Annotated in this window: 26 protein-coding genes; 22 read left to right on the forward strand and 4 right to left on the reverse strand. The window is 71.6% G+C overall.

The window, feature by feature from the left end; all coding sequences use genetic code 11:
• Window positions 1–74: 74 nt before the first annotated feature.
• From AVP42_RS06350 to AVP42_RS06385, 8 genes are all read left to right on the forward strand, one after another.
• On the forward strand, window positions 75–836 hold the full coding sequence (locus AVP42_RS06350) for a YebC/PmpR family DNA-binding transcriptional regulator (protein WP_067947228.1): 762 nt from the start codon (window positions 75–77) through the stop codon (window positions 834–836).
• A gap of 5 nt (window positions 837–841) precedes the next feature.
• On the forward strand, window positions 842–1,456 hold the full coding sequence (gene ruvC / locus AVP42_RS06355; RefSeq protein WP_067947410.1) for a crossover junction endodeoxyribonuclease RuvC: 615 nt from the start codon (window positions 842–844) through the stop codon (window positions 1,454–1,456).
• Window positions 1,453–2,073 (forward strand): Holliday junction branch migration protein RuvA, encoded by a 621-nt coding sequence (gene ruvA, locus AVP42_RS06360; protein ID WP_067947230.1) that lies wholly within the window; start codon window positions 1,453–1,455, stop codon window positions 2,071–2,073. Before ruvC ends, ruvA begins: the two co-directional genes overlap by 4 nt.
• Window positions 2,070–3,113, forward strand: a complete 1,044-nt coding sequence (ruvB, locus tag AVP42_RS06365; protein ID WP_067947232.1) for a Holliday junction branch migration DNA helicase RuvB — start codon at window positions 2,070–2,072, stop codon at window positions 3,111–3,113. Before ruvA ends, ruvB begins: the two co-directional genes overlap by 4 nt.
• Before the next feature lie 67 nt (window positions 3,114–3,180).
• Window positions 3,181–3,561: a preprotein translocase subunit YajC gene (gene yajC, locus AVP42_RS06370; protein ID WP_067947234.1), complete on the forward strand. Its 381-nt coding sequence runs from the start codon at window positions 3,181–3,183 to the stop codon at window positions 3,559–3,561.
• Between the two features lie 66 nt (window positions 3,562–3,627).
• Window positions 3,628–5,370 (forward strand): protein translocase subunit SecD, encoded by a 1,743-nt coding sequence (gene secD / locus AVP42_RS06375; protein ID WP_067947236.1) that lies wholly within the window; start codon window positions 3,628–3,630, stop codon window positions 5,368–5,370.
• On the forward strand, window positions 5,370–6,386 hold the full coding sequence (gene secF / locus AVP42_RS06380; RefSeq protein WP_067947238.1) for a protein translocase subunit SecF: 1,017 nt from the start codon (window positions 5,370–5,372) through the stop codon (window positions 6,384–6,386). The genes secD and secF overlap by 1 nt, the downstream gene beginning before the upstream one ends.
• 73 nt (window positions 6,387–6,459) lie before the next feature.
• Complete coding sequence (locus AVP42_RS06385) at window positions 6,460–8,712, forward strand: bifunctional (p)ppGpp synthetase/guanosine-3',5'-bis(diphosphate) 3'-pyrophosphohydrolase (RefSeq protein WP_067947240.1); 2,253 nt, start codon at window positions 6,460–6,462, stop codon at window positions 8,710–8,712.
• On the opposite strand, the gene AVP42_RS06390 is transcribed toward AVP42_RS06385, so the two are convergent.
• The 3 genes from AVP42_RS06390 to AVP42_RS06400 all read right to left on the reverse strand — a co-directional run bounded on the left by AVP42_RS06390 (window position 8,691) and on the right by AVP42_RS06400 (window position 11,481).
• The gene (locus AVP42_RS06390) at window positions 8,691–9,254 is read right to left on the reverse strand and encodes a hypothetical protein (protein ID WP_067947242.1); all 564 of its coding nucleotides are present in this window, start codon (window positions 9,252–9,254) and stop codon (window positions 8,691–8,693) included. The genes AVP42_RS06385 and AVP42_RS06390 overlap by 22 nt on opposite strands.
• 91 nt (window positions 9,255–9,345) lie before the next feature.
• Complete coding sequence (locus AVP42_RS06395; protein ID WP_067947412.1) at window positions 9,346–10,578, reverse strand: DUF349 domain-containing protein; 1,233 nt, start codon at window positions 10,576–10,578, stop codon at window positions 9,346–9,348.
• Window positions 10,579–10,713: 135 nt separating this feature from the next.
• Window positions 10,714–11,481: a peptidylprolyl isomerase gene (locus tag AVP42_RS06400; RefSeq protein WP_067947244.1), complete on the reverse strand. Its 768-nt coding sequence runs from the start codon at window positions 11,479–11,481 to the stop codon at window positions 10,714–10,716.
• A 126-nt stretch (window positions 11,482–11,607) separates the two neighbouring features.
• Here AVP42_RS06400 and AVP42_RS06405 point away from each other — a divergent pair, with 126 nt between their 5' ends.
• The 13 genes from AVP42_RS06405 (at window position 11,608) to nusB (ending at window position 24,151) form a co-directional block, all read left to right on the forward strand.
• Entirely contained in the window at window positions 11,608–13,029 is a 1,422-nt protein-coding gene (locus AVP42_RS06405) for a replication-associated recombination protein A (RefSeq protein WP_082847044.1), read from the forward strand.
• A 183-nt stretch (window positions 13,030–13,212) separates the two neighbouring features.
• A complete protein-coding gene (rpsD, locus tag AVP42_RS06410; protein ID WP_067947246.1) occupies window positions 13,213–13,836 on the forward strand; it encodes a 30S ribosomal protein S4 in 624 nt (207 codons plus the stop codon).
• A 136-nt stretch (window positions 13,837–13,972) separates the two neighbouring features.
• Window positions 13,973–14,161: a hypothetical protein gene (locus AVP42_RS06415; RefSeq protein ID WP_067947248.1), complete on the forward strand. Its 189-nt coding sequence runs from the start codon at window positions 13,973–13,975 to the stop codon at window positions 14,159–14,161.
• A gap of 70 nt (window positions 14,162–14,231) precedes the next feature.
• Window positions 14,232–16,889 carry an alanine--tRNA ligase gene (alaS, locus tag AVP42_RS06420; protein ID WP_067947250.1) on the forward strand — a complete coding sequence of 886 codons (2,658 nt, stop codon included), beginning with the start codon at window positions 14,232–14,234 and terminating at the stop codon, window positions 16,887–16,889.
• Between the two features lie 2 nt (window positions 16,890–16,891).
• Window positions 16,892–17,359 (forward strand): Holliday junction resolvase RuvX, encoded by a 468-nt coding sequence (gene ruvX / locus AVP42_RS06425; protein WP_197466975.1) that lies wholly within the window; start codon window positions 16,892–16,894, stop codon window positions 17,357–17,359.
• Window positions 17,360–17,468: 109 nt separating this feature from the next.
• Window positions 17,469–18,899, forward strand: a complete 1,431-nt coding sequence (gene mltG / locus AVP42_RS16230) for an endolytic transglycosylase MltG (protein WP_231878559.1) — start codon at window positions 17,469–17,471, stop codon at window positions 18,897–18,899.
• Window positions 18,900–19,763 carry a shikimate dehydrogenase gene (locus AVP42_RS06435; RefSeq protein WP_067947253.1) on the forward strand — a complete coding sequence of 288 codons (864 nt, stop codon included), beginning with the start codon at window positions 18,900–18,902 and terminating at the stop codon, window positions 19,761–19,763.
• A 24-nt stretch (window positions 19,764–19,787) separates the two neighbouring features.
• Window positions 19,788–21,002, forward strand: coding sequence for a chorismate synthase (gene aroC, locus AVP42_RS06440; RefSeq protein ID WP_067947255.1), 1,215 nt, complete (start codon window positions 19,788–19,790; stop codon window positions 21,000–21,002).
• On the forward strand, window positions 20,995–21,534 hold the full coding sequence (locus AVP42_RS06445) for a shikimate kinase (RefSeq protein WP_231878560.1): 540 nt from the start codon (window positions 20,995–20,997) through the stop codon (window positions 21,532–21,534). Before aroC ends, AVP42_RS06445 begins: the two co-directional genes overlap by 8 nt.
• Complete coding sequence (aroB, locus tag AVP42_RS06450) at window positions 21,531–22,619, forward strand: 3-dehydroquinate synthase (protein ID WP_067947257.1); 1,089 nt, start codon at window positions 21,531–21,533, stop codon at window positions 22,617–22,619. The genes AVP42_RS06445 and aroB overlap by 4 nt, the downstream gene beginning before the upstream one ends.
• A gap of 40 nt (window positions 22,620–22,659) precedes the next feature.
• On the forward strand, window positions 22,660–23,097 hold the full coding sequence (locus tag AVP42_RS06455) for a type II 3-dehydroquinate dehydratase (protein ID WP_067947259.1): 438 nt from the start codon (window positions 22,660–22,662) through the stop codon (window positions 23,095–23,097).
• 77 nt (window positions 23,098–23,174) lie between these two features.
• The gene (gene efp, locus AVP42_RS06460; protein WP_067947260.1) at window positions 23,175–23,738 is read left to right on the forward strand and encodes an elongation factor P; all 564 of its coding nucleotides are present in this window, start codon (window positions 23,175–23,177) and stop codon (window positions 23,736–23,738) included.
• Entirely contained in the window at window positions 23,738–24,151 is a 414-nt protein-coding gene (gene nusB, locus AVP42_RS06465; RefSeq protein ID WP_067947262.1) for a transcription antitermination factor NusB, read from the forward strand. The genes efp and nusB overlap by 1 nt, the downstream gene beginning before the upstream one ends.
• Here nusB and AVP42_RS06470 read toward each other — a convergent pair whose 3' ends face one another.
• A complete protein-coding gene (locus tag AVP42_RS06470) occupies window positions 24,152–25,456 on the reverse strand; it encodes a glycosyltransferase (protein WP_067947420.1) in 1,305 nt (434 codons plus the stop codon). It lies immediately after the preceding gene.
• Window positions 25,457–25,684: 228 nt separating this feature from the next.
• Between AVP42_RS06470 and AVP42_RS06475 the strand changes: the two genes are divergently transcribed.
• Window positions 25,685–26,215, forward strand: coding sequence for a DoxX family membrane protein (locus AVP42_RS06475; protein WP_082847047.1), 531 nt, complete (start codon window positions 25,685–25,687; stop codon window positions 26,213–26,215).
• Window positions 26,216–26,364: the final 149 nt, after the last annotated feature.

The raw sequence follows: 26,364 nt of genomic DNA on the forward strand, positions 1-26,364 counted from the left end.
GAGGGCGTCGCTCAGGGGCGTGCGCCCGCGACCGCCTAGAATGACGGGGTACTGATCACCGTTACGGGAGACGCATGTCCGGGCATTCCAAGTGGGCGACGACCAAGCACAAGAAGGCCGTCATCGACGCGCGCCGCGCGAAGTCGTTCGCCAAGCTCATCAAGAACATCGAGGTCGCGGCCAAGCTCGGCGGCGCCGACCTCGCGGGCAACCCGACCCTGTACGACGCCGTGCAGAAGGCCAAGAAGACCTCGGTTCCGAACGACAACATCGATCGCGCGATCAAGCGCGGCGCGGGCATCGGCGGCGAGGCGGTCGAGTACCAGAACATCACGTACGAGGCGTACGGCCCGAACGGCGTCGCGATGATGATCGAGGTGCTCACCGACAACAAGAACCGCGCCGCCGCCGAGGTCCGCACGGGGCTCAGCCGGAACGGCGGGACGCTCGCCGACCCGGGCTCGGTCGCGTACAACTTCACCCGCAAGGGGGTCATCGTCGTCAGTGGCGAGGGCACGACCGAGGACGACGTCATGATGGCCGCCCTCGAGGCCGGCGCCGAGGAGGTCGAGCCGCACGCGCAGGGCTTCGAGGTCGTCACCGACCCCTCCGACATGGTCGAGGTCCGCAAGGCGCTCCAGGAGGCCGGGCTCGACTACGAGTCGGCCGACATCGAGTTCGTGCCGAACCTGAAGGTCGAGATCGACGCCGAGACGGCGAAGAAGGTCTTCCGCCTGATCGACGCGCTCGAGGACAGCGACGACGTGCAGAACGTGTACAGCAACTTCGACCTCACGCCCGAGGTGCAGGCCGAGCTCGAGAACGAGTCGGAGTAGCCGTGATGCGGGTGCTCGGCATCGACCCCGGGCTGACCCGCTGCGGCGTGGGCGTCGTCGACGTGGCGCCCGACCGTTCCGCGGTCCTGGTCGACGTGGTCGTGCTGCGCTCGCCCGCCGACCTCGCGACGCCGGGACGGCTCGCGCGCATCGCCGACGGCCTCGAGGCGATCGTCGAGGAGCACCGGCCGCATGCGGTGGCGCTCGAGCGCGTGTTCGCGCGCAGCGACGTGTCGACGATCATGGGCACCGCGCAGATCTCCGGTGTGGCCATGCTGATCGCCGAGCGGCGGGCGCTCCCGGTCGCGCTCCACACGCCGAGCGAGGTCAAGGCCGCCATCACCGGCTACGGTCGCGCCGACAAGAAGCAGGTCGGGGCGATGGTCGCGCGCATCCTCGGTCTCGACGCGGTGCCCAAGCCGGCGGATGCCGCGGACGCGCTCGCCCTCGCGATCTGCCACGCCTGGCGCACCGGCGGCGTCGCCGGGGCGGCGGTCGCCGACGCGGCCGCCGGACGAGGCGCGGCACCCGCCGGCGGGCTCACTCCCGCGCAGCGGGCGTGGCTCGCCGCGGAGCGTGCCGCGTCGGTGTCGGGAGCCGCCCGTAGGCTGAAGGAGTGATCTCCTCCCTCCGCGGCCGCGTCGCCTCCGCCTCAGGCGGAACCCTCGTGATCGACGTGTCCGGCGTCGGCTACCTCGTGAACGCGACGCCCGCCTTCGTGCTCTCGAGTCGCGAGGGTCACGAGGTGTTCGTGCACACGGCGCTCATCGTGCGCGAAGACGCGATGACGCTCTTCGGCTTCGCCTCGCGCGACGAGCTCGACGTCTTCGAGCTCCTCATCGGGGTGACCGGCGTCGGGCCGAAGTCGGCGCTCGGGGTGCTCTCGGCGATGTCGCCCGCCGAGGTCGCGCGGGCGGTGCACGACGACGACGACGCCGCCTTCCGGCGGGTCAGCGGGATCGGGCCGAAGACGGCGAAGCTCATCACCGTCTCGCTGGCGGGCAAGGTCGCGGTTCCGACGGCGGGGGCAGCCGGCGCCCCGGTGGCATCCGGGGGCGTGGCCGACGACGTGCTCGCGGCGCTCACCGGGCTCGGCTGGTCCGAGAAGCTCGCGGGCGAGGCGATCGCCGAGACGCTCGAGGCGGCCGACCCCGCCGAGGCGGCATCCGTGCCCGCGCTGCTCCGGCTCACCCTGGCCAGGCTCGGGCCGGCACAGCAGGCCGCGAGGGCCCGATGAGCGACGCGGACCTCGACCTGACCGACCCCGAGCTCGCGTCCGAGGCCGAGCTCGCCTTCGAGGGCGCGCTCCGCCCGCGCAGCCTCGAGGAATTCGTCGGGCAGACCCGCGTGCGCGGACAGTTGCAGCTGCTGCTCTCCGCGGCGGCCATGCAGCAGCGCACGCCAGACCACATCCTGCTCGCCGGGCCCCCGGGCCTCGGCAAGACCACCCTCGCTATGATCGTCGCCCACGAGGGCGGCCGGCCGCTCCGGATGTCGAGCGGGCCGGCGATCCAGCACGCCGGCGACCTGGCGGCGATCCTGTCGTCCCTCGTGCCGGGCGAGGTGCTGTTCATCGACGAGATCCACCGCATGGCACGGTCGGCCGAAGAGATGCTCTACCTCGCGATGGAGGACTTCCGCATCGACATCATGGTGGGCAAGGGCGCCGGCGCGACCTCGGTCCCGCTCGACCTCGCCCCGTTCACGCTCGTCGGCGCGACCACGCGAGCGGGGCTGCTGCCGAATCCGCTCCGCGATCGCTTCGGGTTCACGGCGCACCTCGAGTTCTACGACGAGGCCGAGCTCGAGCAGGTGCTCGCCCGCGCGGCGACCATGCTCGGCCTGCCCATCGGCGCCGAGGCCGTCGCCGAGATCGCCGGACGGTGCCGCGGCACGCCCCGCATCGCGAACCGGCTGCTGCGCCGGGTGCGCGACTACGCGCTCGTGCACGGAGGTCACGCCGACGTGGACGCGGTCCGGGCCGCCCTCGAGCTCTACGACGTCGACCCGCTCGGGCTCGACCGTCTCGATCGCGCCGTGATGATGACGATCCTCACCCGATTCGGCGGTGGGCCGGTCGGCCTCAACACCCTTGCGGTCTCGGTGGGCGAGGAGGCCGAGACCATCGAAGCGGTCGTCGAGCCGTTCCTCGTCCGGATCGGCCTGATCACGCGGACTCCTCGCGGCCGGGTGGCGACGCCCCAGGCCTGGCGGCACTTCGGACTCGTCCGCGAGGGCGAGGACGCCGCCGCGACGCTCCCGATCGATGACCTATAATCCTTGGAGGCTCCAGCCTCCCCGCCCTTGACTGTGCGCACCGCGCACTCCGGAAGGTTCCCACCCCATGGTCTTCGATCCGTTCACCATCATCATGCTCGCCGTCCTGGCGGTCCTGATCTTCTTCATGTTCCGCAATTCGCGGAAGCGGCAGCAGGAGATGCGCGACCTCCAGTCGAAGGTCGTGCCGGGTGCGCAGGTGATGACGAACTTCGGGGTGTTCGGCACGATCCTCTCCATCGACGAAGACGAGAACAAGGTCGAGCTCGAGGCCGGCCCCGGCACGGTGCTCACCGTGCACCGCCAGACCATCGCGCGCGTCATCGACGCGGTCGAGGCGCCCGTCGCCGGCTCGACGCCCGTCATCGAGACCGAGCCGGAGTTCGGCGAGCGCGCCGACGAGACGCCTCGCGACGACACCCCCGACACCAAGAAGTCCGAAGGCTGAGCGACCCGAAACCCGACGCTCGGCCCGCGCGATGCTGCGCGGACTCCTGCACAGAAAGCAGAACACGTGGCTGCACCATCCAAGCGGTCCTCGCGACCCACGCCCGTCCGTAAGGCCTGGCGCTCCCTCACCTGGCTCGGCGTCCTCATCGTCGCGCTCTTCGGCATCAACGCCGCAGGCGTGATCTGGGGCGACGGCTCGTGGACGCCGAAGCTCGCGCTCGACCTCGAGGGCGGTACGCAGATCATCCTCGAGCCGTCGGTCGCCGACGGGGAATCGGTCTCGCAGGAGCAGCTCGACCAGGCCGTGTCGATCATCCGCCAGCGCGTCGACGCCTCCGGCGTCTCCGAGGCGGAGATCAACACGCAGGGCGGCCAGAACGTCGTCGTCGCGATCCCGGGTGAGCTCGACGAGCAGACCCGAGCGCGGATCGAGTCGTCCGCGAAGCTCGAGCTGCGGCCGGTGCTGCTCGCCGACGCGGCAACCAACCAGTCGATCGACCCGAGCGCCAGCCCCGAGCCCGAGGATGGCGCCGAGGAGGAGCTCGAGTCCACGCCCACGGCCGAGCCGACCGACGCGAGCGACCCGGCCTGGGTCACGCCGGCGCTGCAGGACCAGTTCAACACCTTCGACTGCGCTGCCGTCGACGAGAGCGGTGCGAACGTCGCCCCCGCCGACGAGCCGCTCGTGACCTGCGACGCGACGCGCACCATCAAGTACCTCCTCGGTCCGGTCGAGGTCGGCGGCGAGGACATCGTCGACGCGACGAACGGCATGGTGCAGACCCAGACCGGCGCCACGACCGGCCAGTGGGCCGTGAACATCGTCTTCAACGAGCGCGGCGCCGAGCAGTTCGCCGAGGTCAGCCAGCGGCTGTTCGCGCTGAACGGGCAGACCCCGCGCGACCAGTTCGCGTTCGTGCTCGACGGCGCGGTGCTCTCCGCCCCCCAGATGAACGGCGTCATCACCGACGGCCGTCCGCAGGTGACCGGCAGCTTCACGCAGGAGTCGTCCAAGGCGCTCGCCGACCAGCTGAAGTTCGGCGCCCTGCCGATCAGCTTCGAGGTCCAGTCCTCCGACACGATCTCCGCCACGCTGGGCACGTCGCAGCTGCAGGCGGGTCTCGTCGCCGGCCTCATCGGCCTCGTCCTCGTCGTCATCTACACGCTGTTCCAGTACCGCCTCCTCGGGACGGTGACGATCGCCTCGCTCATCATCGCGGGCGTGATCACCTACCTCACGATCACGATCCTGTCGTGGCGCGAGGGATACCGGCTCTCGCTCGCGGGCATCGCCGGACTCATCGTCGCGATCGGCTTCACCGCCGACTCGTTCATCGTGTACTTCGAACGCGTGCGCGATGAGCTCCGCGACGGCCGGCCGCTCGTCGGCGCGGTCGAGGCCGGATGGAAGCGCGCGCTCCGCACGGTGCTCTCGTCGAAGGGCATGAACCTGCTCGCCGCGATCGTGCTGTTCATCCTCGCGGTCGGCAGCGTGCGCGGCTTCGCCTTCACCCTCGGTCTCACGACCGTGATCGACGTGATCGTCGTGATCCTCTTCACCCACCCGATGCTGCAGCTGCTCGCGCAGACCCGCTTCTTCTCGAGCGGCCACCCCTGGTCGGGCCTCGACCCGAAGGCGCTGGGCGCGGTCTACCGCGGTCGCGCCGAGTTCCGGAAGCCCGTCCAGGTTCCCGCGACGAAGGTCGCTTCGAGCTCGCGCGAGGCGCAGCGCCGACAGACGATCGCCGAGCGCAAGGCGGCACAGGTCGACGCCACCGTGGGCGCCGGCGAGAGCAAGGAGTCCTGATGGCCAACCGCCTCACCACCTTCGGCAACGACCTCTACACGGGCAAGCGCTCGTTCAACTTCATCGGCGGGCGTCGCAAGTGGTACACGATCGCCGCCGTGCTGCTGATCCTGTCGGCGCTCGTGATGGTCGTCCGCGGCTTCAACTTCGGCATCGAGTTCCGCGGAGGCTCGCAGTTCCAGATCACCGGCGTCGCCGAGGCGACGCAGGACCCGGCCGCCCAGGCGGTCGAGCAGGTCGCCCCCGGCACCGTGGCTCGCATCACGGTCGTCGGTGACTCGGGCGTGCGCGTCCAGACGGAGCAGCTCGAGAAGACGGAGTCCGAGGAACTCGTCGTCGCCCTCGCCGACGCCTACGGCGTCGACCGAAGCGAGGTGACCTCGTCCTTCATCGGCGCGAGCTGGGGTGCCGACGTGACCCGTCAGGCGATCCTCGGCCTCCTGGCCTTCCTCCTGCTCGCGGGCATCGTGATGGCGCTCTACTTCCGAACGTGGAAGATGTCGGTGGCGGCGATCCTGTCGCTCATCGGCGACCTCGTCCTCACGGCCGGCGTCTACGCGGCCGTCGGCTTCGAGGTGACGCCCGCGGCGATGATCGGCATCCTGACGATCCTCAGCTACTCGCTCTACGACACGGTCGTGGTGTTCGACAAGATCCGCGAGAACACCGCCGAACAGGGCGAGGAGTCCCGGCGCACGTTCGCCGAGTCGGTCAACCTCGCCGTGAACCAGACCCTGGTGCGATCGATCAACACGAGCGTGGTCGCGGCCCTGCCGGTCGCCGCCATCCTCTTCATCGGCGCGGGTGCGCTCGGGGCCGACACGCTCCGCGACATCTCGCTCGCGCTGCTGATCGGCATCATCGTCGGAACCTGGTCGACGGTCTTCATCGCCGCCCCGCTCTACTCGCAGCTCCGCGAGGGCGAGCCGGCGATCAAGCGCCACGACCAGCGCGTGCTGAAGGAGCGGGAGCGGGCCGGCGTCGCCGGCGCATCGACCGCCGTCACCGCCTCCTGAGCGTCCGCTCGGAGCTCGTGGCGCGCGCCCCGCTCTCGAGCAGTGATAATTGAGGTCTGGAGGTGCGGCGGCGATGACTGAGACCGGAGTCAACTCGACGGCATCGTTGCGCCGTCTGGTGCCCCGGATCTTCTCGAAGGCCGTCCCCTCCGGCGCCGTCGATGCGGTCATCCGCACGGTGCGCATGCACCATCCGAAAGCCGACCTCGCGGTCATCGAGCGTGCCTACACCGTCGCCGAGCGCGCGCACGAGGGACAGAAACGTCGGAGCGGCGAGCCGTACATCACCCACCCGATCGCCGTCGCGCAGATCCTCGCCGATCTCGGCATCGGATCGAAGGCGGTGGCCGCGGCGCTGCTGCACGACACAGTCGAGGACACCGCGTACACGCTCGACCAGCTGCGAGCCGACTTCGGCGATGAGATCGCGATGCTCGTCGATGGCGTGACCAAGCTCGACAAGGTCAAGTACGGCGACTCGACCCAGGCCGAGACCGTCCGCAAGATGATCGTGGCGATGTCCAAGGACATCCGCGTGCTCATCATCAAGCTCGCGGACCGGCTGCACAACGCCCGCACCTGGGGATTCGTGCCGGCTCAGTCGGCCGCGCGCAAGGCGACCGAGACGCTCGAGATCTACGCGCCGCTCGCGCACCGCCTCGGCATCCAGACGATCAAGTGGGAGCTCGAGGACCTGTCGTTCGCGGTGCTCTACCCGAAGCTCTACGCCGAGATCGAGAGCCTCGTGAAGCAGCGGACGCCGCAGCGCGAGGAGTACGTGCAGTCGGTGATCGACATGGTCTCCGACGACCTGAAGGGCGCGCGGATCCGCGGCAAGGTGGTCGGGCGTCCGAAGCAGTACTACTCGATCTACCAGAAGATGATCGTGCGAGGCCGCGACTTCGACGACATCTACGACCTCGTCGGGATCCGCGTGCTCGTGAACTCGGTGCGCGACTGCTACGCGGTGCTCGGATCCATCCACGCGCGCTGGACCCCGGTGCCCGGGCGGTTCAAGGACTACATCGCGACCCCGAAGTTCAACCTGTACCAGTCGCTCCACACGACCGTGATCGGCCCGAAGGGCCGCCCGGTCGAGATCCAGATCCGCACCCACGACATGCACCAGCGCGCCGAGTACGGCGTCGCGGCGCACTGGAAGTACAAGGAGCGGATGGCGGGCGGCCGCGCCGAGGTGGGCGGCCCGAAGGACGACGCCGACATGGCGTGGCTCGCGCACATCTCCGACTGGCAGGCCGAGACCGCCGACCCGGGCGAGTTCCTCGACTCCCTCCGCTTCGAGATCGGCGCCAAGGAGGTCTACGTCTTCACGCCGAAGGGCCGTGTGATCGGGCTTCCCTCGGGAGCGACGCCCGTCGACTTCGCGTACGCGGTGCACACCGAGGTCGGGCACCGCACCATGGGGGCGAAGGTGAACGGCCGCCTGGTCCCGCTCGAGAGCGTGCTGACGAGTGGCGACGTCGTCGAGGTCTTCACGTCGAAGAACCCGGACTCCGGACCGAGCAAGGACTGGCTCAACTTCGTCAAGAGCCCGCGCGCGCGGAGCAAGATCCGCCAGTGGTTCACCAAGGAACGTCGCGACGAGGCCATCGAGCACGGTCGCGACGCGATCGCCCGAGCGATGCGCAAGCAGAACCTGCCGTTGCAGAAGCTGATGAGCCAGGACTCCTTCGCCGAGGTGGCCGCCCAGCTGCGCTATGAAGACGTCTCGGCGCTCTACGCCGCGGTCGGCGAGGGACACGTCTCCACGCAATCGGTGATCGAGAAGGTCCTCGCACTCGTCCAGGACGAGGACGACGTCGAGGAGCCCGCCCTCCCGCTGCCCACGCGGTCGCGCTCGCTGCCGCGCAACAGCGACTCCGGGGTGCTGGTCCGGGGCGCGCCCGACATCCTCGTCAAGCTCGCACGCTGCTGCACGCCCGTCCCCGGCGACGAGATCGTCGGATTCATCACCCGCGGCTCCGGGGTCTCGGTCCACCAGGCGACGTGCCACAACGTGCAGTCGCTGCTCCGCGAGCCCGAGCGCATGATCGACGTCGAGTGGGCACCGAGCTCGAAGAGCGTCTTCCTCGTGCAGATCCAGATCGAAGCCCTCGACCGGGCGGGCCTGCTGTCGGATGTCACCCGCGTGCTCTCCGAGCACCACGTCAACATCCTGTCGGCGAACGTCTCGACGTCGACGGACCGGCTGGCCATCAGCCGCTTCGTGTTCGAGATGGGCGACACGACGCATCTCGACCGGGTGCTGAACGCCGTTCGGCGCATCGACGCCGTCTACGACGTCTATCGCGTCAGCGACGGCTGACGCACGGCGGCCTCCAACCGCGCGAGCGCGCGGGACTTGTGGGGGAGTCGGTGCGCCGCCGCGACCCGAGTGCGCAGTCGCTCGTCGAGTCCGGGCGTCGTCTCGAGCAGCGCGCCGACGACCCACGCCACCTCCGCGTCGTCGGCCTCGGCATCGCGCAGCAGGTCGAATCCGGTGCGGGTCGGCGTCGTGCAGCGGATGCCGCCGATCTCGACGACCTCGGCGGCCTCGATCACCACCTCGCGGACGATGCACGACGGGTCGATCCAGGAGGAGCCGCGGTCGGCGTAGGGGATGCAGTACTCCGCGACGGCGGGCGGCGCGGGCAGGGCACCGTGCACCCATGCCGCCGAACGCCGCTCGACGATGAGCCGGCCCGGCGAGACGGGGGCGACCGCGGCGGCGCGCAGGGCGGGCAGGTCCGGTTCATCGACCGGGCACCAGCCACCCCCGATGGCCATGAGCTCGCCGTCGAGACGCGCCGCGCACAACTCGGGGAGGGGGAGGTCATCGGTGCGCAGCACCGCGGGGAGTCGCGCCATGCCGCCATCGTGCCGCACCCGTCGCCCCACGCGACGGCGCCCGGTCCTCCCTGTGGAGAACCGGGCGCCGAGGCGATGCGTGGGGGAGTGGTCAGCCTCCGACGGCCTTGAGCCAGGCCCGGCGCGCCTCGAGCGCCTCGCGAGCCTCGGCCGCGGCCTTCGCGTCGCCGGCGGCCTCGGCGTCGGCGAGCTCCGCCTCGAGCTTGGCGATGGCGTCGTGCAACTGACCGAGCATGCCCTCGGAGCGCGCCTTCTTCTCGGGGTCCTCGCGCTGCCAGCGCTCGTCCTCGAGCGCTCGGACGTGGTTCTCGACCTTGCGCAGGCGGTCCTCGATCGTGCGCACCTGGTCGCGCGGAACGCGACCGATCTCGTCCCAGCGGCGCTGGATGCCGTTCAGCGTGGTGCGGGCGGAACGCGGGTCCTTCGCCGTGAGCAACGCGTCGGCCTCGTCGAGCAGTGCGAGCTTCTGCTCGAGGTTCGCGCGGTACTCCTCGTCGTCCTTCGCGTCGATCTCGGCCTTCGCCTGGAAGAGCACGTCGCCGGCGGCCTTGAACTTCGCCCACAGGGCGTCGTCGACCTTCTTGCCCGCGCGACCCGCGAGCTTCCACTCGTCGAGCAGCGAGCGGTACTCCGCCACGCCGTCGGCACCGCGCGGCGCGAGGGCCTCGGCGCGCTCGATGAGGCGCTGCTTGCGCTGGCGCACGTCGCGGTGGGCGGCGTCGAGCTCGGCGAAGAACGCCTTGCGGTGCTGCTCGATCGTCGAGCGCGCGGTGCGGAACCGCTTCCAGAGGTCGTTGGCCTCGCCCTTGGGCAGGCGCGGGCCCTCCTGCTGGTGCTTCTGCCAGGCGGCGAACAGGGCGTCGAGTTCGGCGCTCGTCTGCTTCCACTGCGTCTTCGCCGGGTCCTGCGCGGCCAGCGCCTCAGCCTGCTCGACGATGCGGGTGCGCTCGGCGATCGCCGCCTCGACCGCGGCCTTCGCCTCCGCCTGCTGCTGGGCCGTGAGTTCCTGGGTCGTGCCGGACAGCGCCTCGAGGCGGCGCTGGAGTGACTCGAGGTCGCCGACCGCGTGCGCGTCGGCCACGTTGGCCTGCAGCGTGGCCACGGCCTTGGCGACATCCGCTGCCGGTGCACCGCGACGCACGCGCTGCTCGAGGAGCGCCACGGCGCCCGCCAGGTCGGAGTACTTGCGCTCGAAGTACGCGAGCGCCTCCTCCGGCGTCGCGTCGGGGTACTGCCCGACCTCGCGCTCGCCCTCGCTGGTCCGCACGAAGACGGTGCCCGTCTCGTCGACGCGGCCCCACGGTTGCTGTGCTGAATCGGTCACGGACTCACCCTGTCGTCGGTCGGATGCCGCATGCGCGGCGGATGACGGCATCAAGCCTATTGCACCCCGAGAATCGTCGGCGGCCGGTGGCGGGCGCCCGCGTCGAGGCGGCGCGGAGGGCGCTTCGCCGGTCGGTCACTCCACGTCGAAGGACGTGATGGTGACGGGTCGGACGGGCTGGCCGTCCGGTGCCTCGTCGACCGTGCCGAAGTCGACGATCTCGCTGCGGAGCGCGTCCAGGCCGTCGGTCACGCGCCCGATGACCGTGTAGCCGCCCGCCTCGTCCGCGGTCAGGGTCGTGTCCTCGTAGACGATGAAGAACTGGCTCCCCTGGCTCTCGGCGTCGCCCGCCTGACGGGCCATCGCGATGGTGCCGGCCGGGTAGACGCCGTCCTCGGGCGCGTTCTCGATGGGACCGTACGTGTAGCCCGGGCCGCCGGTGCCGTCGCCGTTCGGGTCGCCGCACTGCAGCACGAACAGGCCCTCGGTGGTGAGTCGGTGGCACCCGAGGCCGTCGTAGAAGCCGGACTGCACGAGGCTGATCGTGCTGGAGACCGCCTGCGGGGCGGCCGCGCCGTCGAGCTCGATCGACAGGGTGGTGTCGTTGAGCGTGAGCGCGCCCACCCACGTGCGGTCGCCCGCGAGCTCGGCGGAGGGCACCGGCTGGGGCGTCTCCGTCGCTGCGGGAGTGGCCGTGGGCTCGGCCTCGGGCGAGCCGGGGCCGCCGTCGAAGTAGAGGAGCTGCGCGGCGGTGGCGAGCGCCAGTACGACGACGAGGGCGATGCCGGCGATGACGTTGTCGCGCCGCCGACGGCGGACGGAGCGGGCGTGGACCTCCTGCCGTGCCTGGTAGGTGCGCAGTCTCGCGCGCGCCTCGCGCGCCTGACGGTCGTTCGTTGCCACGCTGCTCCTTCTCGGGATCCTGCGACGGAACTCTACGCAACGGCGGCGTCGGGGTGCCAATCGCCGCGGCCTCCGCCGAGCGGTGGCCGGGAAGCGCTGTCGGATGCCGCGGCTACGCTGATCGGCATGGTGGATACGGCTGCGGGCCTGCGCTCGGGCGCGACGCCGCTCGCGGTGCGCATGCGGCCGCGGAGCCTCGACGAGGTGGCCGGTCAGCGCCACCTGCTCACGCCCGGTTCGCCCCTCGTCGCGCTCGCCGCCGACCGGACGGGCGAGTCCGGCGCGGTCTCCGTCATCCTCTGGGGGCCGCCCGGCACGGGCAAGACGACGCTCGCGCAGGCGATCGCGCGGTCGTCGGGGCGCAAGTTCGTCGAGCTCTCGGCCGTGACCGCCGGTGTGCGCGACGTCCGCCAGGTCATGGAGGAGGCGCGGGCCAACCGCGACCTCTACGGCGTCTCGACCGTGCTGTTCCTCGACGAGATCCACCGCTTCACCAAGGCGCAGCAGGACGCCCTGCTGCCCGGCGTCGAGAACGGCTGGGTCATCCTCGTCGCCGCGACGACCGAGAACCCCTCGTTCTCCGTGATCTCGCCGCTCCTGTCGCGGTCGCTGCTGCTCACCCTCGAGACGCTCGACGACGACGACCTCGGCATGCTCGTCGACCGAGCGGTCGCCGACCCCCGCGGCCTCGCCGGGCGGGTCGCGCTCGCGCCCGAGGCGCGTGCGGCGATCATCCGGCTCGCCTCCGGCGACGCACGGCGCGCCCTGACGGCGCTCGAGGCCGCATCGCTGTCGGCGACGGCCGAGGCCGAGGCCGAGGCAGAACGGGCCGGGGGCTCGGGCGCCGCGTCGGTCGACGGCGACGACGCGGATGCCGCGGCATCCGTCGACGGCGACGAGCCCGCCGTTCCCGTGATCACGCCCGAGACGGTCGCCCGCGCGGTCGATCGCGCCCTCCTGCGGTACGACCGCGACGGCGACGAGCACTACGACGTGATCAGCGCCTTCATCAAGTCGGTCCGCGGCAGCGACGTCGACGCGGCCCTGCACTACCTCGCGCGCATGATCGAGGCAGGGGAGGACCCCCGCTTCATCGCGCGACGCATCATCGTCCTGGCCTCGGAGGACATCGGTATGGCCGATCCGACGGCCCTCGGGGTCGCGGTCGCGGCCGCCGACGCGGTGCAGTACATCGGTATGCCGGAGGGGCGCATCCCGCTCGCGCAGGCGGTCGTCCACCTCGCGACGGCGCCGAAGTCGAACGCGGCGTACGTGGGCATCGACCGCGCCATCGCCGACGTGCGCGCGGGCAAGGCCGGCCGGGTCCCGAAGCACCTCCGCGATGCGCACTACCCGGGCGCGAAGCGGCTGGGGCACGGCAAGGGCTACGTCTACCCGCATGACGACCCCATCGGCGTCGTCCCGCAGCAGTACCTGCCCGACCCGCTGCGCGGGGCGGTGTACTACACGCCGACCGAGCACGGCAATGAGCGCGACGTGTCGTCCCGACTGGGCAAGCTGCGGCGCATCGTGCGCGGTGAACGCTGAGCCGGGCGTTCGTGGTAGCATTTCCGTTGGCCTGAAGCCAGATTCTCGCGTGCGGCTGCGCGGTTTCCACGGCGAAGGGCGCGACCTGTAGCCGGTCCGCCCGTGGCGAACCCCTCTGACAAGTCTTTCCGGCGCCTCGCGCGCCCGGAACCACACCGTTCGAGAATCTTCCGAAAGGACATCGTGACCAGCCAGTCCCGAAGCAAGACCCGCCTCTCCCGCGCGCTCGGCGTCGCCCTCACCCCGAAGGCCGCCAAGTACATGGAGAAGCGCCCGTACGCTCCCGGTGAGCACGGCCGCACCAAGCGCAAGCAGGACTCCGACTACGCGGTCCGCCTCCGCGAGAAGCAGCGCCTGCGCGCCCAGTACGGCATCCGCGAGAAGCAGCTCCGCATCGCGTTCAACGAGGCTCGCCGCACCGACGGCCTGACCGGTGAGAACCTGGTCGAGCTGCTCGAGATGCGCCTCGACGCGCTCGTGCTCCGCGCCGGCTTCGCCCGCACCATCTCGCAGGCCCGCCAGTTCGTGGTGCACCGCCACATCACCGTCGACGGCCGCATCGTCGACCGCCCCTCCTTCCGCGTGAAGCCGGGCCAGATCATCGGCGTCAAGCAGCGCTCCGAGGGCACCGAGCCCTTCCAGGTCGCCGCGGCCGGCGGCCACGTCGACGTGCTCCCCAAGGTCCCGGGCTACCTCGAGGTCGAGCTCGACAAGCTGCAGGCGAAGCTCGTGCGTCGCCCGAAGCGCGTCGAGGTGCCCGTCACCTGTGACGTGCAGCTCGTCGTCGAGTACTACGCCGCCCGCTAGTCGGCGGTTTCCGAACGGGGTCGCGGTTCGCCGCGGCCCCGTTCGTCGTCCCGGCGGGGAGTGCCGCGCACACCCTAGACTGGACGGACGCGTGCGCATCGCACGCCGCAACGCCCGACCTCTCGAGGAGTGAGACGTGAAGAGCATCCTGTGGTTCGCCGTCGGCGTCGCGACCGGCTTCGCCGTCGCGCACCAGGTCAACCGCACCGCGCAGGGCCGGGAGTTCTTCGCGGGCCTCGACGCGAAGGCGCGCGCCTTCGGCCGCGCGGTCGCCGAGGGCTACCACGCCCGAGAGGCCGAGCTCCGCGCCGCCGAGCAGTCCTGATGCTCGGGCGCGACGACGCCCTCGCCCGCCGTGCGGGCCGCTCCGCCACCCCCTGATCCAGAACGGAACCATGCAGACTGCCGAGATCCGCCAGCGCTGGCTCGACTTCTTCGCCGCTCGCGGCCACACGGTCGTGCCGTCGGCCTCCCTCGTGTCCGACGACCCTTCGCTGCTGTTCACCGTCGCCGGCATGGTGCCCTTCGTGCCCTACCTCACCGGCGTGGTGCCCGCGCCCTACGACCGGGCGACGAGCGTGCAGAAGTGCATCCGCACGAACGACATCGAAGAGGTCGGGAAGACGCCGCGCCACGGCACGTTCTTCCAGATGAACGGCAACTTCTCGTTCGGCGACTACTTCAAGGAGGGAGCGATCCAGTACGCCTGGGAGCTCCTCACGACGCCCGAGGCCGACGGCGGCTACGGCTTCGACCCGGCCGACCTGTGGGTCACGGTGTACGAGGACGACGACGAGGCGCGCGAGATCTGGCGCCGCGTCGCCGGGCTGCCCGACGACCGCATCCAGGGCCTCGGCAAGGACACGAACTACTGGCACACGGGTCAGCCCGGCCCCGCCGGCCCGTGTTCCGAGATCTTCTTCGATCGCGGGCCCGAGTACGGCGCCGACGGCGGCCCCGCGACCGACGACGACCGGTACGTCGAGATCTGGAATCTCGTGTTCATGCAGTACCTCATCGACGACGTGCGGTCGAAGACCGATTTCCGGATCGTCAAGGAACTGCCGAAGAAGAACATCGACACCGGCATGGGCCTCGAGCGCGTCGCGTTCATCAAGCAGGGCGTCGACAACATGTACGAGATCGACCAGGTGCGCCCGGTCCTCGACGCTGCCGCCGACCTGTCCGGCCGACGCTACGGGGCCGACCACGACGACGACGTGCGCATGCGCGTCATCGCCGACCACATCCGGTCCGCGCTCATGCTCATGAGCGACGGCGTCACGCCGTCGAACGAGGGCCGCGGGTACATCCTGCGCCGCCTGCTCCGTCGCAGCATCCGCGCCATGCGCCTGCTGGGCGTCGAAGGACCGACCTTCGAGCGCCTCTTCGCGGCGTCGCGCGACGCGATGAAGGCCGCATACCCCGAGGTGGCCGAGAACTACCGCCAGATCGAGCAGCTCGCGCTCGGCGAGGAGGAGACGTTCCTTCGCACCCTGAGCGCCGGCACGTCGATCCTCGACCAGGCCGTGGCGAAGACCAAGGGCACGGGCTCCGACCTGCTCGCGGGCGACACCGCCTTCCTCCTGCACGACACCTACGGCTTCCCGATCGAGCTCACCCTCGAGATGGCCGAGGAGGCCGGGCTGTCGGTCGACCGGCACGCCTTCGACTCGCTCATGGCCGACCAGCGATCGCGCGCGAAGGCGGACGCGAAGTCGAAGAAGAAGGTCCTCGCGGACCTCTCGGTCTACGCCGACCTGCGGGCTCGCGGTGAGACGGTCTTCACCGGGTACACCGACCTCCTGACCGACTCGACCGTGCTCGGCATCCTCGTCGACGGGCGGCCCGCCACGAAGGCCACCCAGGGCCAGACCGCCGAGGTCATCCTCGCCGAGACCTCCCTCTACGCCGAGTCCGGTGGCCAGGCGCCCGACCAGGGCCGCATCGTCGGCGACGGGTTCGACCTCGAGGTGCTCGACGTGCAGAAACCGGTCAAGGGCCTCATCAGCCACACGGTCAAGGTCACCTCGGGCGAGGTCGGCGTCGGCGTGCCCGCCACGACGGTGGTCGACGAGCACTATCGCCGCGGCGCGACCCAGGCGCACTCCGGCACCCACCTGGTGCACGCCGCGCTCCGGCAGGTGCTCGGTCCCAACGCGCATCAGTCCGGCTCGTTCAACAAGGCCGGCTACCTGCGGCTCGACTACGGCTGGAACCAGGCGCTGTCGACCGCCACGCGCAGCGAGATCGAGGAGATCGCCAACGACGCCGTGCGCGACAACCTCGAGGTCGTCACGCGCGAGATGCCGATCGACGAGGCCAAGGCGCTCGGCGCGATGGCGCTGTTCGGCGAGAAGTACGGCGACGTCGTGCGCGTCGTTGACATCGGCGGTCCGTGGTCGCGCGAGCTCTGCGCCGGCACGCACGTCGCGCGGAGCGCCGAGATCGGGATGATCAACATCATCGGCGAGTCGTCGGTCGGCGCCTCGAACCGTCGCGTCGAGTCGCTCGTCGGACAGGACGCGTTCCGTCGATTCGCGGCCGAGCGCGCCCTGGTGAACGAGTTGACCTCGACGCTCAAGACGCGCCCCGAGCAGCTGGTCGACCGGATCGGCGAACTGGTGTCGAGCCTGAAGGCCGCCGAGAAGCGCATCCAGCAGTTCGAGGCGAAGGCGCTGAACGACCGCGTGCCCGACCTCGCGGGCAAGGCCGAGCGACTCGGCGACCTGCTCGTGGTGGTCCAGCCCGTGGGCGCGCTCGGCTCGGGCGACGAGCTCCGGTCGCTCGCGACCGCGGTGCGCGGTCGACTCGGCGATGCGGCATCCGTCGTCGCGCTCGTCGGCGAGGTCGGCGGCAAGCCGCTGGCCATCGCCGCCACCTCGCCCGCCGCGCGCGAGGCCGGCGCGAACGCGGGCTCGATCGCGAAGGCGATGGCGGGCGCGCTCGGCGGAGGAGGCGGCGGCAAGCCCGACCTGGCCCAGGGCGGGGGCAACGACCTCTCGGCCGTGCCCGCGGCGCTCGAGGCGGCACGGTCGGCGATCACGCGATGACGTTGCGGCCCGGCGCGCGACTCGGCATCGACGTGGGCCGGGCGCGCGTCGGCGTGTCCCGCTGCGACCCGTCGGCGATCCTCGCGGTCCCCGTCGAGACCGTGGCGCGTGACGCAGACGGCGACGAGGACATCCGTCGCATCCTCGAACTCGCGGCGGAGCACGAGGTGATCGAACTGGTGGTCGGCAATCCGCTGTCGCTGTCGGGCACGTCGACGGCCTCGACCGACGATGCGGTGGCGTTCGCCGAGCGGCTCGCGGCAGCCGGTGCAGCGGTCCGGCTCGTCGACGAGCGGATGTCGACGGTGAGCGCACAGCAGGCGCTGCGATCGGCCGGCAAGTCGTCGCGCAAGCAGCGTCCCATCATCGACCAAGCGGCAGCCGTTATCATTCTGCAACACGCCATCGATGCCGAGCGGGCATCCGGCACCGCTCCCGGACGAACGATCTCCGCCGACGAAGGGCTCTGACCCCGTGACCCAGCTCCCCCCAGAGCAACGACGCGGCTCCGACCAGCAGCCTCCCTCCGATTGGGATGCCATCCTGTCGGGCAGCGCTCCGCCCACGCCGCCGAGGGGGGTGCCAGAGCCTCCGCCGCAGCGCCGCCCGGAGCCCGCGGCGTCCACGGCGGACGACGCGCCGCCGCCACGCAGCCGACGCGAACTCCGCGAGGCCGAGCAGCGACGCGCCGCCGAGGCCGAGCAGCGGCGGACCGCCGAGCACGAGTTCGAGCGGGCGCCCGTGCCGGACGGCCGCGAGCCCAGCGAGCCCCGCGAGCGCATGGTCTCCTCCGCAGAGCCCGACTCCCGCGTCCGGCGGGAACCGGTGCCGACGCGTCCGGAACCCGACCTCCTGAACCCCTGGGACGACGACCCGGCGCCGCGCTCCTCCCGAGCGGACCGGCGCGCCCTCGCCGACCTCGACCTCGACGAGCACGAGGTCGAGCATCGCCGGCGCGGTCGCGGCGCGCTCGGATGCCTCGTGGCGTTCCTGGTGCTCGCCGGCCTCGTGGTCGCCGCGGTGTTCTTCCTGCAGGGGCCGATCAACTCGGTGCTCGACCGCTTCCAGCCACCGGAGGACTACAGCGGGTCCGGCTCGGGCGAGGTCGTCTTCATGATCGAGGACGGCGACGGCGGCGAGACCATCGCCGCGAACCTCGCCGAACAGGACATCGTGGCCTCCGCCGAGGCGTTCATCGACGAGATGAGCGCACGCGATGCCGCGCCGACGTTCTACCCGGGCGCGTACCGGATGGCGAACCAGATGAGCGCCGAAGCCGCGCTCGACGCCCTGCTCGACCCCGCGTCGAAGATGGAGAACACCTTCGTCATCCAGGAGGGCCTCTGGGCGCGCGACGCCCTCGAGGCGGCATCGGCGGCCACGGGCATCCCGCTCGAGGAGTTGCAGGCCGCCGCGGCCGACCCCCAGGCGCTCGGGCTGCCCGCCGAGGCGAAGTCCGTGGAGGGCTTCCTCTTCCCGGCCACCTACACGTTCGGGCCCGACGTCACGGCCGAGCAGCTGATCCAGACCCTGGTCGACCGGACCTTCCAGTCGCTCGACGCCGCCGGCGTGGCCCCGGCGGATCGCTGGGAGACCATCATCATCGCCTCGCTCATCGAGCGCGAGTCCGGCTCGGAGGCCGACTCCTACAAGGTGTCGCGCGTCATCCAGAACCGCCTCGATCCGGCGCAGTTCGACAGCGGACTGCTGCAGTTCGACTCGACCGTGCACTACGGCACGGGTGACGACTCGGTCGTCACCACGACCGACGCGGAGCGCGCCGACGCGTCGAACCCGTACAACACCTACGTGCATCCGGGGCTGCCGCCGGGGCCGATCGGCAACCCGGGCGACGTCGCCATCGACGCCGCCCAGAACCCCGAGCCGGGGCCGTGGCTGTACTTCGTGACCGTGAACCTCGAGACCGGCGAGACCGTGTTCTCCGCGACGTTCGCCGAGCACGAGCAGGCGGTGCAGCGGTTCTACCAGTACCTCGAGGAGAACGGCTAGATGCCGACGGATGCCGCGACGCCGGCGCCCGGCGCCGGTGACGTCCGGCGCCGCCTCGCGGTGCTGGGCTCGCCCATCGCGCACTCGAAGAGCCCGGCCCTCCATCGCGCCGCCTACGAGCGGCTCGGGCTCGACTGGACCTACGACCGGATCGAGGTGGGCGAAGGCGGCCTCGCGCGGTTCGTGGACGGTCTCGGTCCGGACTGGCGCGGGCTGTCGCTGACGATGCCCCTGAAGGGCCAGGCCCTCGCCCTCGCCGACGAGGTGGAGCGCCTCGCCGAGCGGGCCGGCGCGGTCAACACGCTGCTCCTCTCGCCCGACGGCCGGCGGCTCGGCTTCAACACCGACATCGGCGGGATCGTGCGCGCGCTCGGCGACGCCGGCGTCCACGCCATCCGACACGGCGTGCTCGTCGGCGGGGGAGCCACGGCCGCATCGGCCCTCGTGGCGATGGCCGAGCTCGGCGCCGTGAGCGTCGAGGTGTGCGTGCGCGACGCCGGCCGGGCGGCATCCGTCGTCGACCTTGGCCACGCGCTCGGCCTCGTCGTCGACGTGCGGCCGCTCGACCACCTCGCTTCCCGCGCCGAAGCCGACCTCGTGATCAGCACCGTCCCGGGCGGGACCGACCTCGGCGTCACGCCGTCGGACGACCTCGCCGCGGCCCCGCTCCTCGACGTCGCCTACGCGCCGTGGCCGACGGCGCTCGCGGCGGCGTGGACCGAGCGCGGCGGCGCCGTCGCCCACGGACTCGGCATGCTCATCCACCAGGCCCTGCTCCAGGTGCGGGTCTTCCTCACGGGCGACCCGCTCGCCGAGCTCCCCGACGAGGCGGCCGTGCTCGACGTCATGCGGCAGGCCGCCTGATCGGGCTGTGGGAGGATGGTGGGCATGCTCCGTTGGCTCACCGCGGGTGAATCGCACGGCCCCGAGCTGGTCGCGATCCTCGAAGGACTCCCCGCCGGCATCCCGGTCACCCTCGACGACATCCGCGCCGACCTGGCGCGCCGCAAGCTCGGCTACGGTCGTGGCGCCCGCATGAAGTTCGAACAGGACGAGCTCGCGATCTCCGGCGGCGTCCGGCACGGGCTCACGCTCGGCAGCCCCGTCGCGCTGCGCATCGGCAACACCGAGTGGCCGAAGTGGCAGCAGGTCATGAGCGCCGAACCGGTCGACCCCGCGACGCTCGGCAAGGGCCGCGGCGCGCCGCTGACCCGTCCGCGTCCGGGCCACGCCGACCTGGTGGGCATGCAGAAGTACGGCTTCGACGAGGCCCGGCCGGTGCTCGAGCGCGCGAGCGCCCGCGAGACCGCGGCCCGCGTCGCGCTCGGCGCCGTCGCACGCGCGTTCCTCGCGGAGCTCGGCATCCGACTGGTGTCGCACACCGTCGCGATCGGGCCCGTCCGCGTGCCCGAGGGCAGCGCGCTGCCGATGCCGTCCGACGTCGACGCGCTCGACGCCGACCCGCTGCGCTGCTTCGACCCGGCGACGAGCGAGCGCATGGTCGCCGAGGTGGATGCCGCGCACAAGGACGGCGACACCCTCGGCGGCGTGGTCGAGGTGCTGGCCTACGGCCTGCCGCCGGGCCTCGGCTCGCACGTGCACTGGGATCGCCGCCTCGACGCGCGGCTCGCGGCCGCCCTCATGGGCATCCAGGCGATCAAGGGCGTGGAGGTCGGCGACGGCTTCCTCACCACGACGCGTCGCGGTTCCGCCGCGCATGACGAACTGCACCTCGCCGACGGGCGGATCGTCCGCGCGAGCGACCGCGCCGGCGGCACCGAGGGCGGCATGTCGACGGGCACGGTCCTCCGCGTGAGCGCCGGCATGAAGCCCATCGCCACCGTGCCGCACGCCCTTCCCACGGTCGACGTGGCGACGGGCGAGCCGGCGCCGGCGCACCACCAGCGCTCGGACGTCTGCGCAGTCCCCGCGGCCGGCGTGGTCGCCGAGGCCATGGTCGCGCTGACGCTCGCCGACGCCGTGCTCGAGAAGTTCGGCGGCGACTCGGTCGCCGAGACCCGCCGCAACCTCGAGGCGTACCTCGCCGCGATCCCGGACTCGCTCGCGAGCCAGGTGGCGGCGTCCGATGCGGTCCGTGCCTGAGTCGACGCCGGGCACCGGTGCGCCGCGGGTCGTGCCGCTGCCGATCGTGCTCGTGGGGCCCATGGGCGCCGGCAAGTCGCGCGTGGGCGCTCGGCTCGCGGCATCCGTCGGTGCGCCGTTCGTCGACACCGATCAGCGGATCGTCGAGCGCTACGGACCCATCGACGAGATCTTCGCCCGCGAGGGCGAGGAGTACTTCCGCATCATCGAGCGCGAGGTCGTGGCGGAAGCGCTCCGCGAGGAGGCGATCGTCTCGCTCGGCGGCGGCGCCGTGCTCGACGCCGACACGCGCGACGACCTCGCGAGCGTGCCGGTCGTCTGGCTCCAGGTGTCGGCCGAGGCCGTCGCACCCCGGCTCTCGGGAGGCACCCGACCGCTCCTGGCCGACGGCGGGCTCGACCGCTGGATCCGCATCCGCGACGAGCGGCGCCCGCTGTACGAGCAGGTCGCGGGACTCACCATCGACACCTCGCGTCGCTCGGTCGCGCGGATCGTCGACCGCATCACCGAGTGGGCAGGGGCACGTGCATGAGCGAGACCGGAGCGACCACCATCCGAGTGGGCGGTGAGGGCGACGCCGGGTACGACGTGGTGATCGGCCGCGACCTGCTGGCCGGCGTGGGCGACGCGATCGGCTCGGCCGCGGCCAAGGTGCTGATCGTGCACCCGCCGACGCTCGGTGCGCGCGCCGCAGCGCTGCGCGAGTCGCTCGCTGGTCGCTACGAGGTGCTGCTCGCCGAGGTGCCCGACGCCGAACAGGCCAAGCGCGTCGAGGTCGCGGCGTTCTGCTGGCAGATCCTCGGTCAGGCCGACTTCACGCGCACCGACGTGATCGTCGGGTTCGGCGGGGGAGCGATCACCGACCTCGCGGGCTTCGTCGCGGCGACGTGGCTCCGCGGCGTCCGGATCGTGCAGCTGCCCACGACGGTCCTCGGCATGGTCGATGCGGCGATCGGCGGCAAGACCGGCATCAACACCAACGAGGGCAAGAACCTCGTCGGCGTCTTCCACGCCCCGGCGGCGGTGCTCTGCGACCTCGAACTGCTCGACACCCTGCCGCGCAACGAGATCCTCGCGGGCTTCGCCGAGGTGGTGAAGGCCGGGTTCATCCGCTATCCCGAGATCCTCGACGTGATCGAGGCCGACCCGGATGCCGCGACGGACCCGACGACGCCGGAGTTCCGCCGGGTGGTGGAGCTCGCGATCCGCATGAAGGCCGAGGTCGTCTCCGAGGACTTCCGGGAAGCAGGGCTCCGCGAGATCCTGAACTACGGCCACACCCTCGGCCACGCGGTCGAGCACGCCGAGCGGTACCAGTGGCGCCACGGCGCGGCCGTGGCGGTGGGCCTCGCGTTCGCCGCCGAACTCGGCCGCCTCTCCGGACGTCTGTCGGACGAGGTCGCCGACCGCCACAAGCGCGTGCTCGACCTGCTGAGCCTGCCCACCTCGTACCCGGCCGGCCGCTGGAACACCCTCCTCGCCACGATGCAGCGCGACAAGAAGGCGCGGGCCGGCCAGCTCCGGTTCATCGTGCTCGACGACCTCGCCAAGCCCACGGTCATGCTCGCGCCCGACCAGTCGCTGCTGTTCGCCGCCTACCAGGAGATCGCGTCCTGAGCGACCGGGGCGACGGATGCCGCGCCGCTAGGCTTCGAGCATGACGACGATCCTCGTGCTCAACGGGCCGAACCTCGGCCGACTCGGCTCGCGCGAGCCCGAGGTGTACGGCGCTGAGACGCTCGCCGACATCGGCGACCGGCTCGCGGCATCCGTGCCCGAGGGCGTCGAGATCGACCTGCGCCAGACCGACGACGAGGCCGAGCTCGTTCGCTGGATCCACGAGGCCGTCGACCGTCGCACGCCGGTCGTGCTGAACCCGGCCGCGTTCACGCACTACAGCTACGCGCTGCGGGATGCCGCGGCCCAGCTGAAGACCGCCGGGGTGCCGCTCGTCGAGGTGCACCTGTCGAATCCGCACGCGCGCGAGGCGTTCCGGCACACGAGCGTGATCTCCGGGGTCGCGACGGGCGTCATCGCGGGCTTCGGTGCCGAGTCGTACCGCCTCGCGATCGACTGGCTCCTGCGGCATCCGTAGCTCTCGACTAGACTCGATCGGTCGCACGCCGCGTCGTGCGCCTTCGACTTCCCCGTCCTCCACCGAACGGATCACCCATGGCAAGCACCGCTGACATCAAGAACGGCGTCGTCCTCAACATCGACGGCCAGCTCTGGAGCGTCGTCGAGTTCCAGCACGTCAAGCCCGGCAAGGGCGGTGCGTTCGTGCGCACCAAGCTGAAGAACGTCGTCACCGGCAAGGTCGTCGACAAGACCTACAACGCCGGCGCCAAGGTCGACATCGAGAACGTCGACCGTCGCGACTTCACGTACCTCTACAGCGACGGCGACGGCTTCGTGTTCATGGACCAGACCGACTACGACCAGCTGACGGTCCCCGCCACGGTCGTCGGCGACGCCAAGAACTTCATGCTCGAGAACCAGGCCGTGACCATCGCGCTGAACAACGGCAACCCGCTCTACATCGAGCTGCCCGCGTCCGTCGTGCTCGAGATCACGTACACCGAGCCCGGCCTGCAGGGCGACCGCTCCACCGGCGGCACCAAGCCCGCCACCGTCGAGACCGGCTACGAGATCCAGGTGCCGCTGTTCCTCGAGACCGGCACCAAGGTCAAGGTCGACACCCGCTCGGGCGACTACCTCGGCCGCGTGAACGACTAGTGAGCGCCCGTACGAAGGCGCGCAAGCGCGCCCTCGACCTGCTCTACGCCGCCGACATGCGCCAGGTGCCGGTCGAGCAGTTGCTCGCCGCCGAGGCGGAGCGCGCGGTGAACGAACCGGAGCGTCAGGCCTCCTGGCTGTACGCGCGCGAGATCGTCGACGGCGTCGTCGACCACCGCGACGAGATCGACGAGGTCATCACGACGAACTCGCGGGGCTGGACCCTCGAGCGCATGCCGGCCGTCGACCGAGCGCTGCTGCGCATCGGCGTGTGGGAGATCCTCTACAACGACGAGGTCCCCGACGCGGTGGCCATCTCCGAGGCGGTCGAGGCCGCGACGGTGCTCTCGACCGACGACTCCGCGGGCTTCGTCAACGGCCTGCTCGCGGCGATCTCCCACTCGAAGGGCTGATCACCCGCGGTCGCGTGCGCGCACGCGCTCGATGAGTGCGAGCGTGTGCGCGACCACCTCCGCCGGGCCGTCGTGCTCGGCGAATCGCGCGGCGAGCTCACGCGACCGGCCACGAATCGCGGCGTCCCGGGACACGCGGCGCCACGCGTCGAGGATGGCGCGTGGTCGCGGTCGTCCCGTGCGCAGGTCGATCCCGGCGCCCGCCCAGGCGACGCGCGCCGCCGCTTCCGGCTTGTCGAGGTCGCCGCCGGCGACCACGAGCGGCACGCCGTGCGCGAGCGCGGCGAGCACGCCGCCCCATCCGCCGTTGGTGATCATCACGTCCACGTGCGGGAGGAGGGCCGCGTGCGGCACGAACCCCGCCACGCGCGCGTTCGGCGGCGTCGGGAAGGGCAGCGGCGCGTCATCGGGCCGCCCGGTGGTCGCCACGACCAGCACCGGCTGGCGGCCGAGCGCCGCGAACGTCGCAGCGATCAGGTCGGAAGGGTCGAGGTTCTGCGTGCCCTGGGTGACATGCACCACGGGCACTGCGGACCGCACGACCTCCGACCACCACTCGGGGAGCGCCGGGAAGGGTCCGGGCGTCGGGGAACGACTCGCGAGCTCGCCGACGAACACGATGCGACCGGTCGGATCCTCGCGCGGGTACTCCAGTTCCGGAACCCCGACGGCGCACACCAGGTCCGGTGACGCGGTCGCCTCGTCGAACCGGGCCCTGCCCGGTCCGAGGCTGGCCCGGGTCCGTTCGTCGCGATAGGCACGCTGGATGCCGCGGGTGGCCGACCGCGCTGCACCCCGGAGCGCTGCGTCGCGCACTCGCTCGGCAGCGTTCCGGGCGGGTGCGATCCCGAGCCCGGGCGGCGGAAGCCGCCGACTCGGCAGCGCCAGCGGGGTGGTGCTCACCGAGACCCACGCGGTGCCCGTGCGTTCGGCGGCGAAGGCGGCACCGAGCGAGGTCGCATCGGCCACGACGGCGTCCCACGGGCGCACCCTCCACGCTTCGAGCAGGTCCGCGCACTGGCCGGCGCCCGACCGCACGAACAGGTGCTCCACGTTGGCGAGCATCTGCCTCGGCCCGCGCCGGCCCGCCAGTTCCGGATACGACCCGGACGGGTCGTGCTCGTCGAAATCGCGCGCTGACCGCCAGTGGATCACGTCAGCGCCGACCGCCGAGAACGCCGACTCGTAGGCGGCGCCGGTGTAGGCGCGAACGCGGTGGCCGTCCGCCACGAACGCGCCGGCGACGGCGGCGAGCGGCCCCGCGTGCCCGTGGAACGGCATCGCCGCGACCATCACGTCGGCCATGAGCGATCGCACCACGACCGGGCGGCGTGCGGCGGCCCCCGAACGGGGTGGAACGCCGTGTCCGCCCTGAGCGCAGGCCGGGGCATGCCCCGCCGGGCGGCCCGGACCAGCCCTCGCCCAAGACCCGCGCGAGCCCGGATCCACCGCCGTCCGGGCGTCGATTCACTGGAATGGTCGCCCGTTCGCGGCGGCCGCCACCGAAACGATCGCTCTGGAAGGAGCACCGCCATGTCCACCCTCTCCGCCCACACCGGGTTGCACCCCGTCCCGCACCGCCACCTGGCCGACCGTCTCGCGCCGGTACTCGCTCGGGCATCGGCCGCCGAGGCCGCCCTGAAGGCGTTCCTGCTGCGCTGGAGCATCCCCGCGTTGCGCGTCGCCCTCGGCGCCGTGTTCGTCGCATTCGGCGTCCTGAAGTTCATCCCGGGGGTGAGCCCCGTCGAGCCGCTCGTCCAGGCGACGTGGGGCGTCCTCACGTTCGGTCTCGTCGGCGGGCAGCTCGCGATGGTGCTGACGGCCGTCATCGAGACCGTCGCCGGAGTCGCGCTCATCTCGGGCGTCTTCGCCCGCTTCGGCCTCGCCATGCTCGCCGTCGCGTTCGTCGGGATCTTCTCGCCCATCGTGTTCTTCACGAGCGAGCTCGTCACGGCCGCCGGTCCGACGCTGCTCGGCCAGTACATCGCGAAGAACGTTGTGCTCGTCGCCGCGGCGCTCGTCGTCGCCTCCCGGGTGCTCCGCGCCCCGCGCTCGACCGAGTGAGCCGGCGGTGCCGGCCGCCAGACGGGGTGGGACGCGTCGCGTCCCATCCCGTCCGCATGGTCGCGGCCCGGGTCGCGTCGCCGACCGCGTGGCGCTGGTAGCATCGATCGACCGACAACCTTGAAGTCCGTCCCGTGAGGCGGAGAAGG

The sequence above is a fragment of the Agromyces sp. NDB4Y10 genome, from assembly GCF_001620055.1.
Lineage (GTDB): Bacteria > Actinomycetota > Actinomycetes > Actinomycetales > Microbacteriaceae > Agromyces > Agromyces indicus.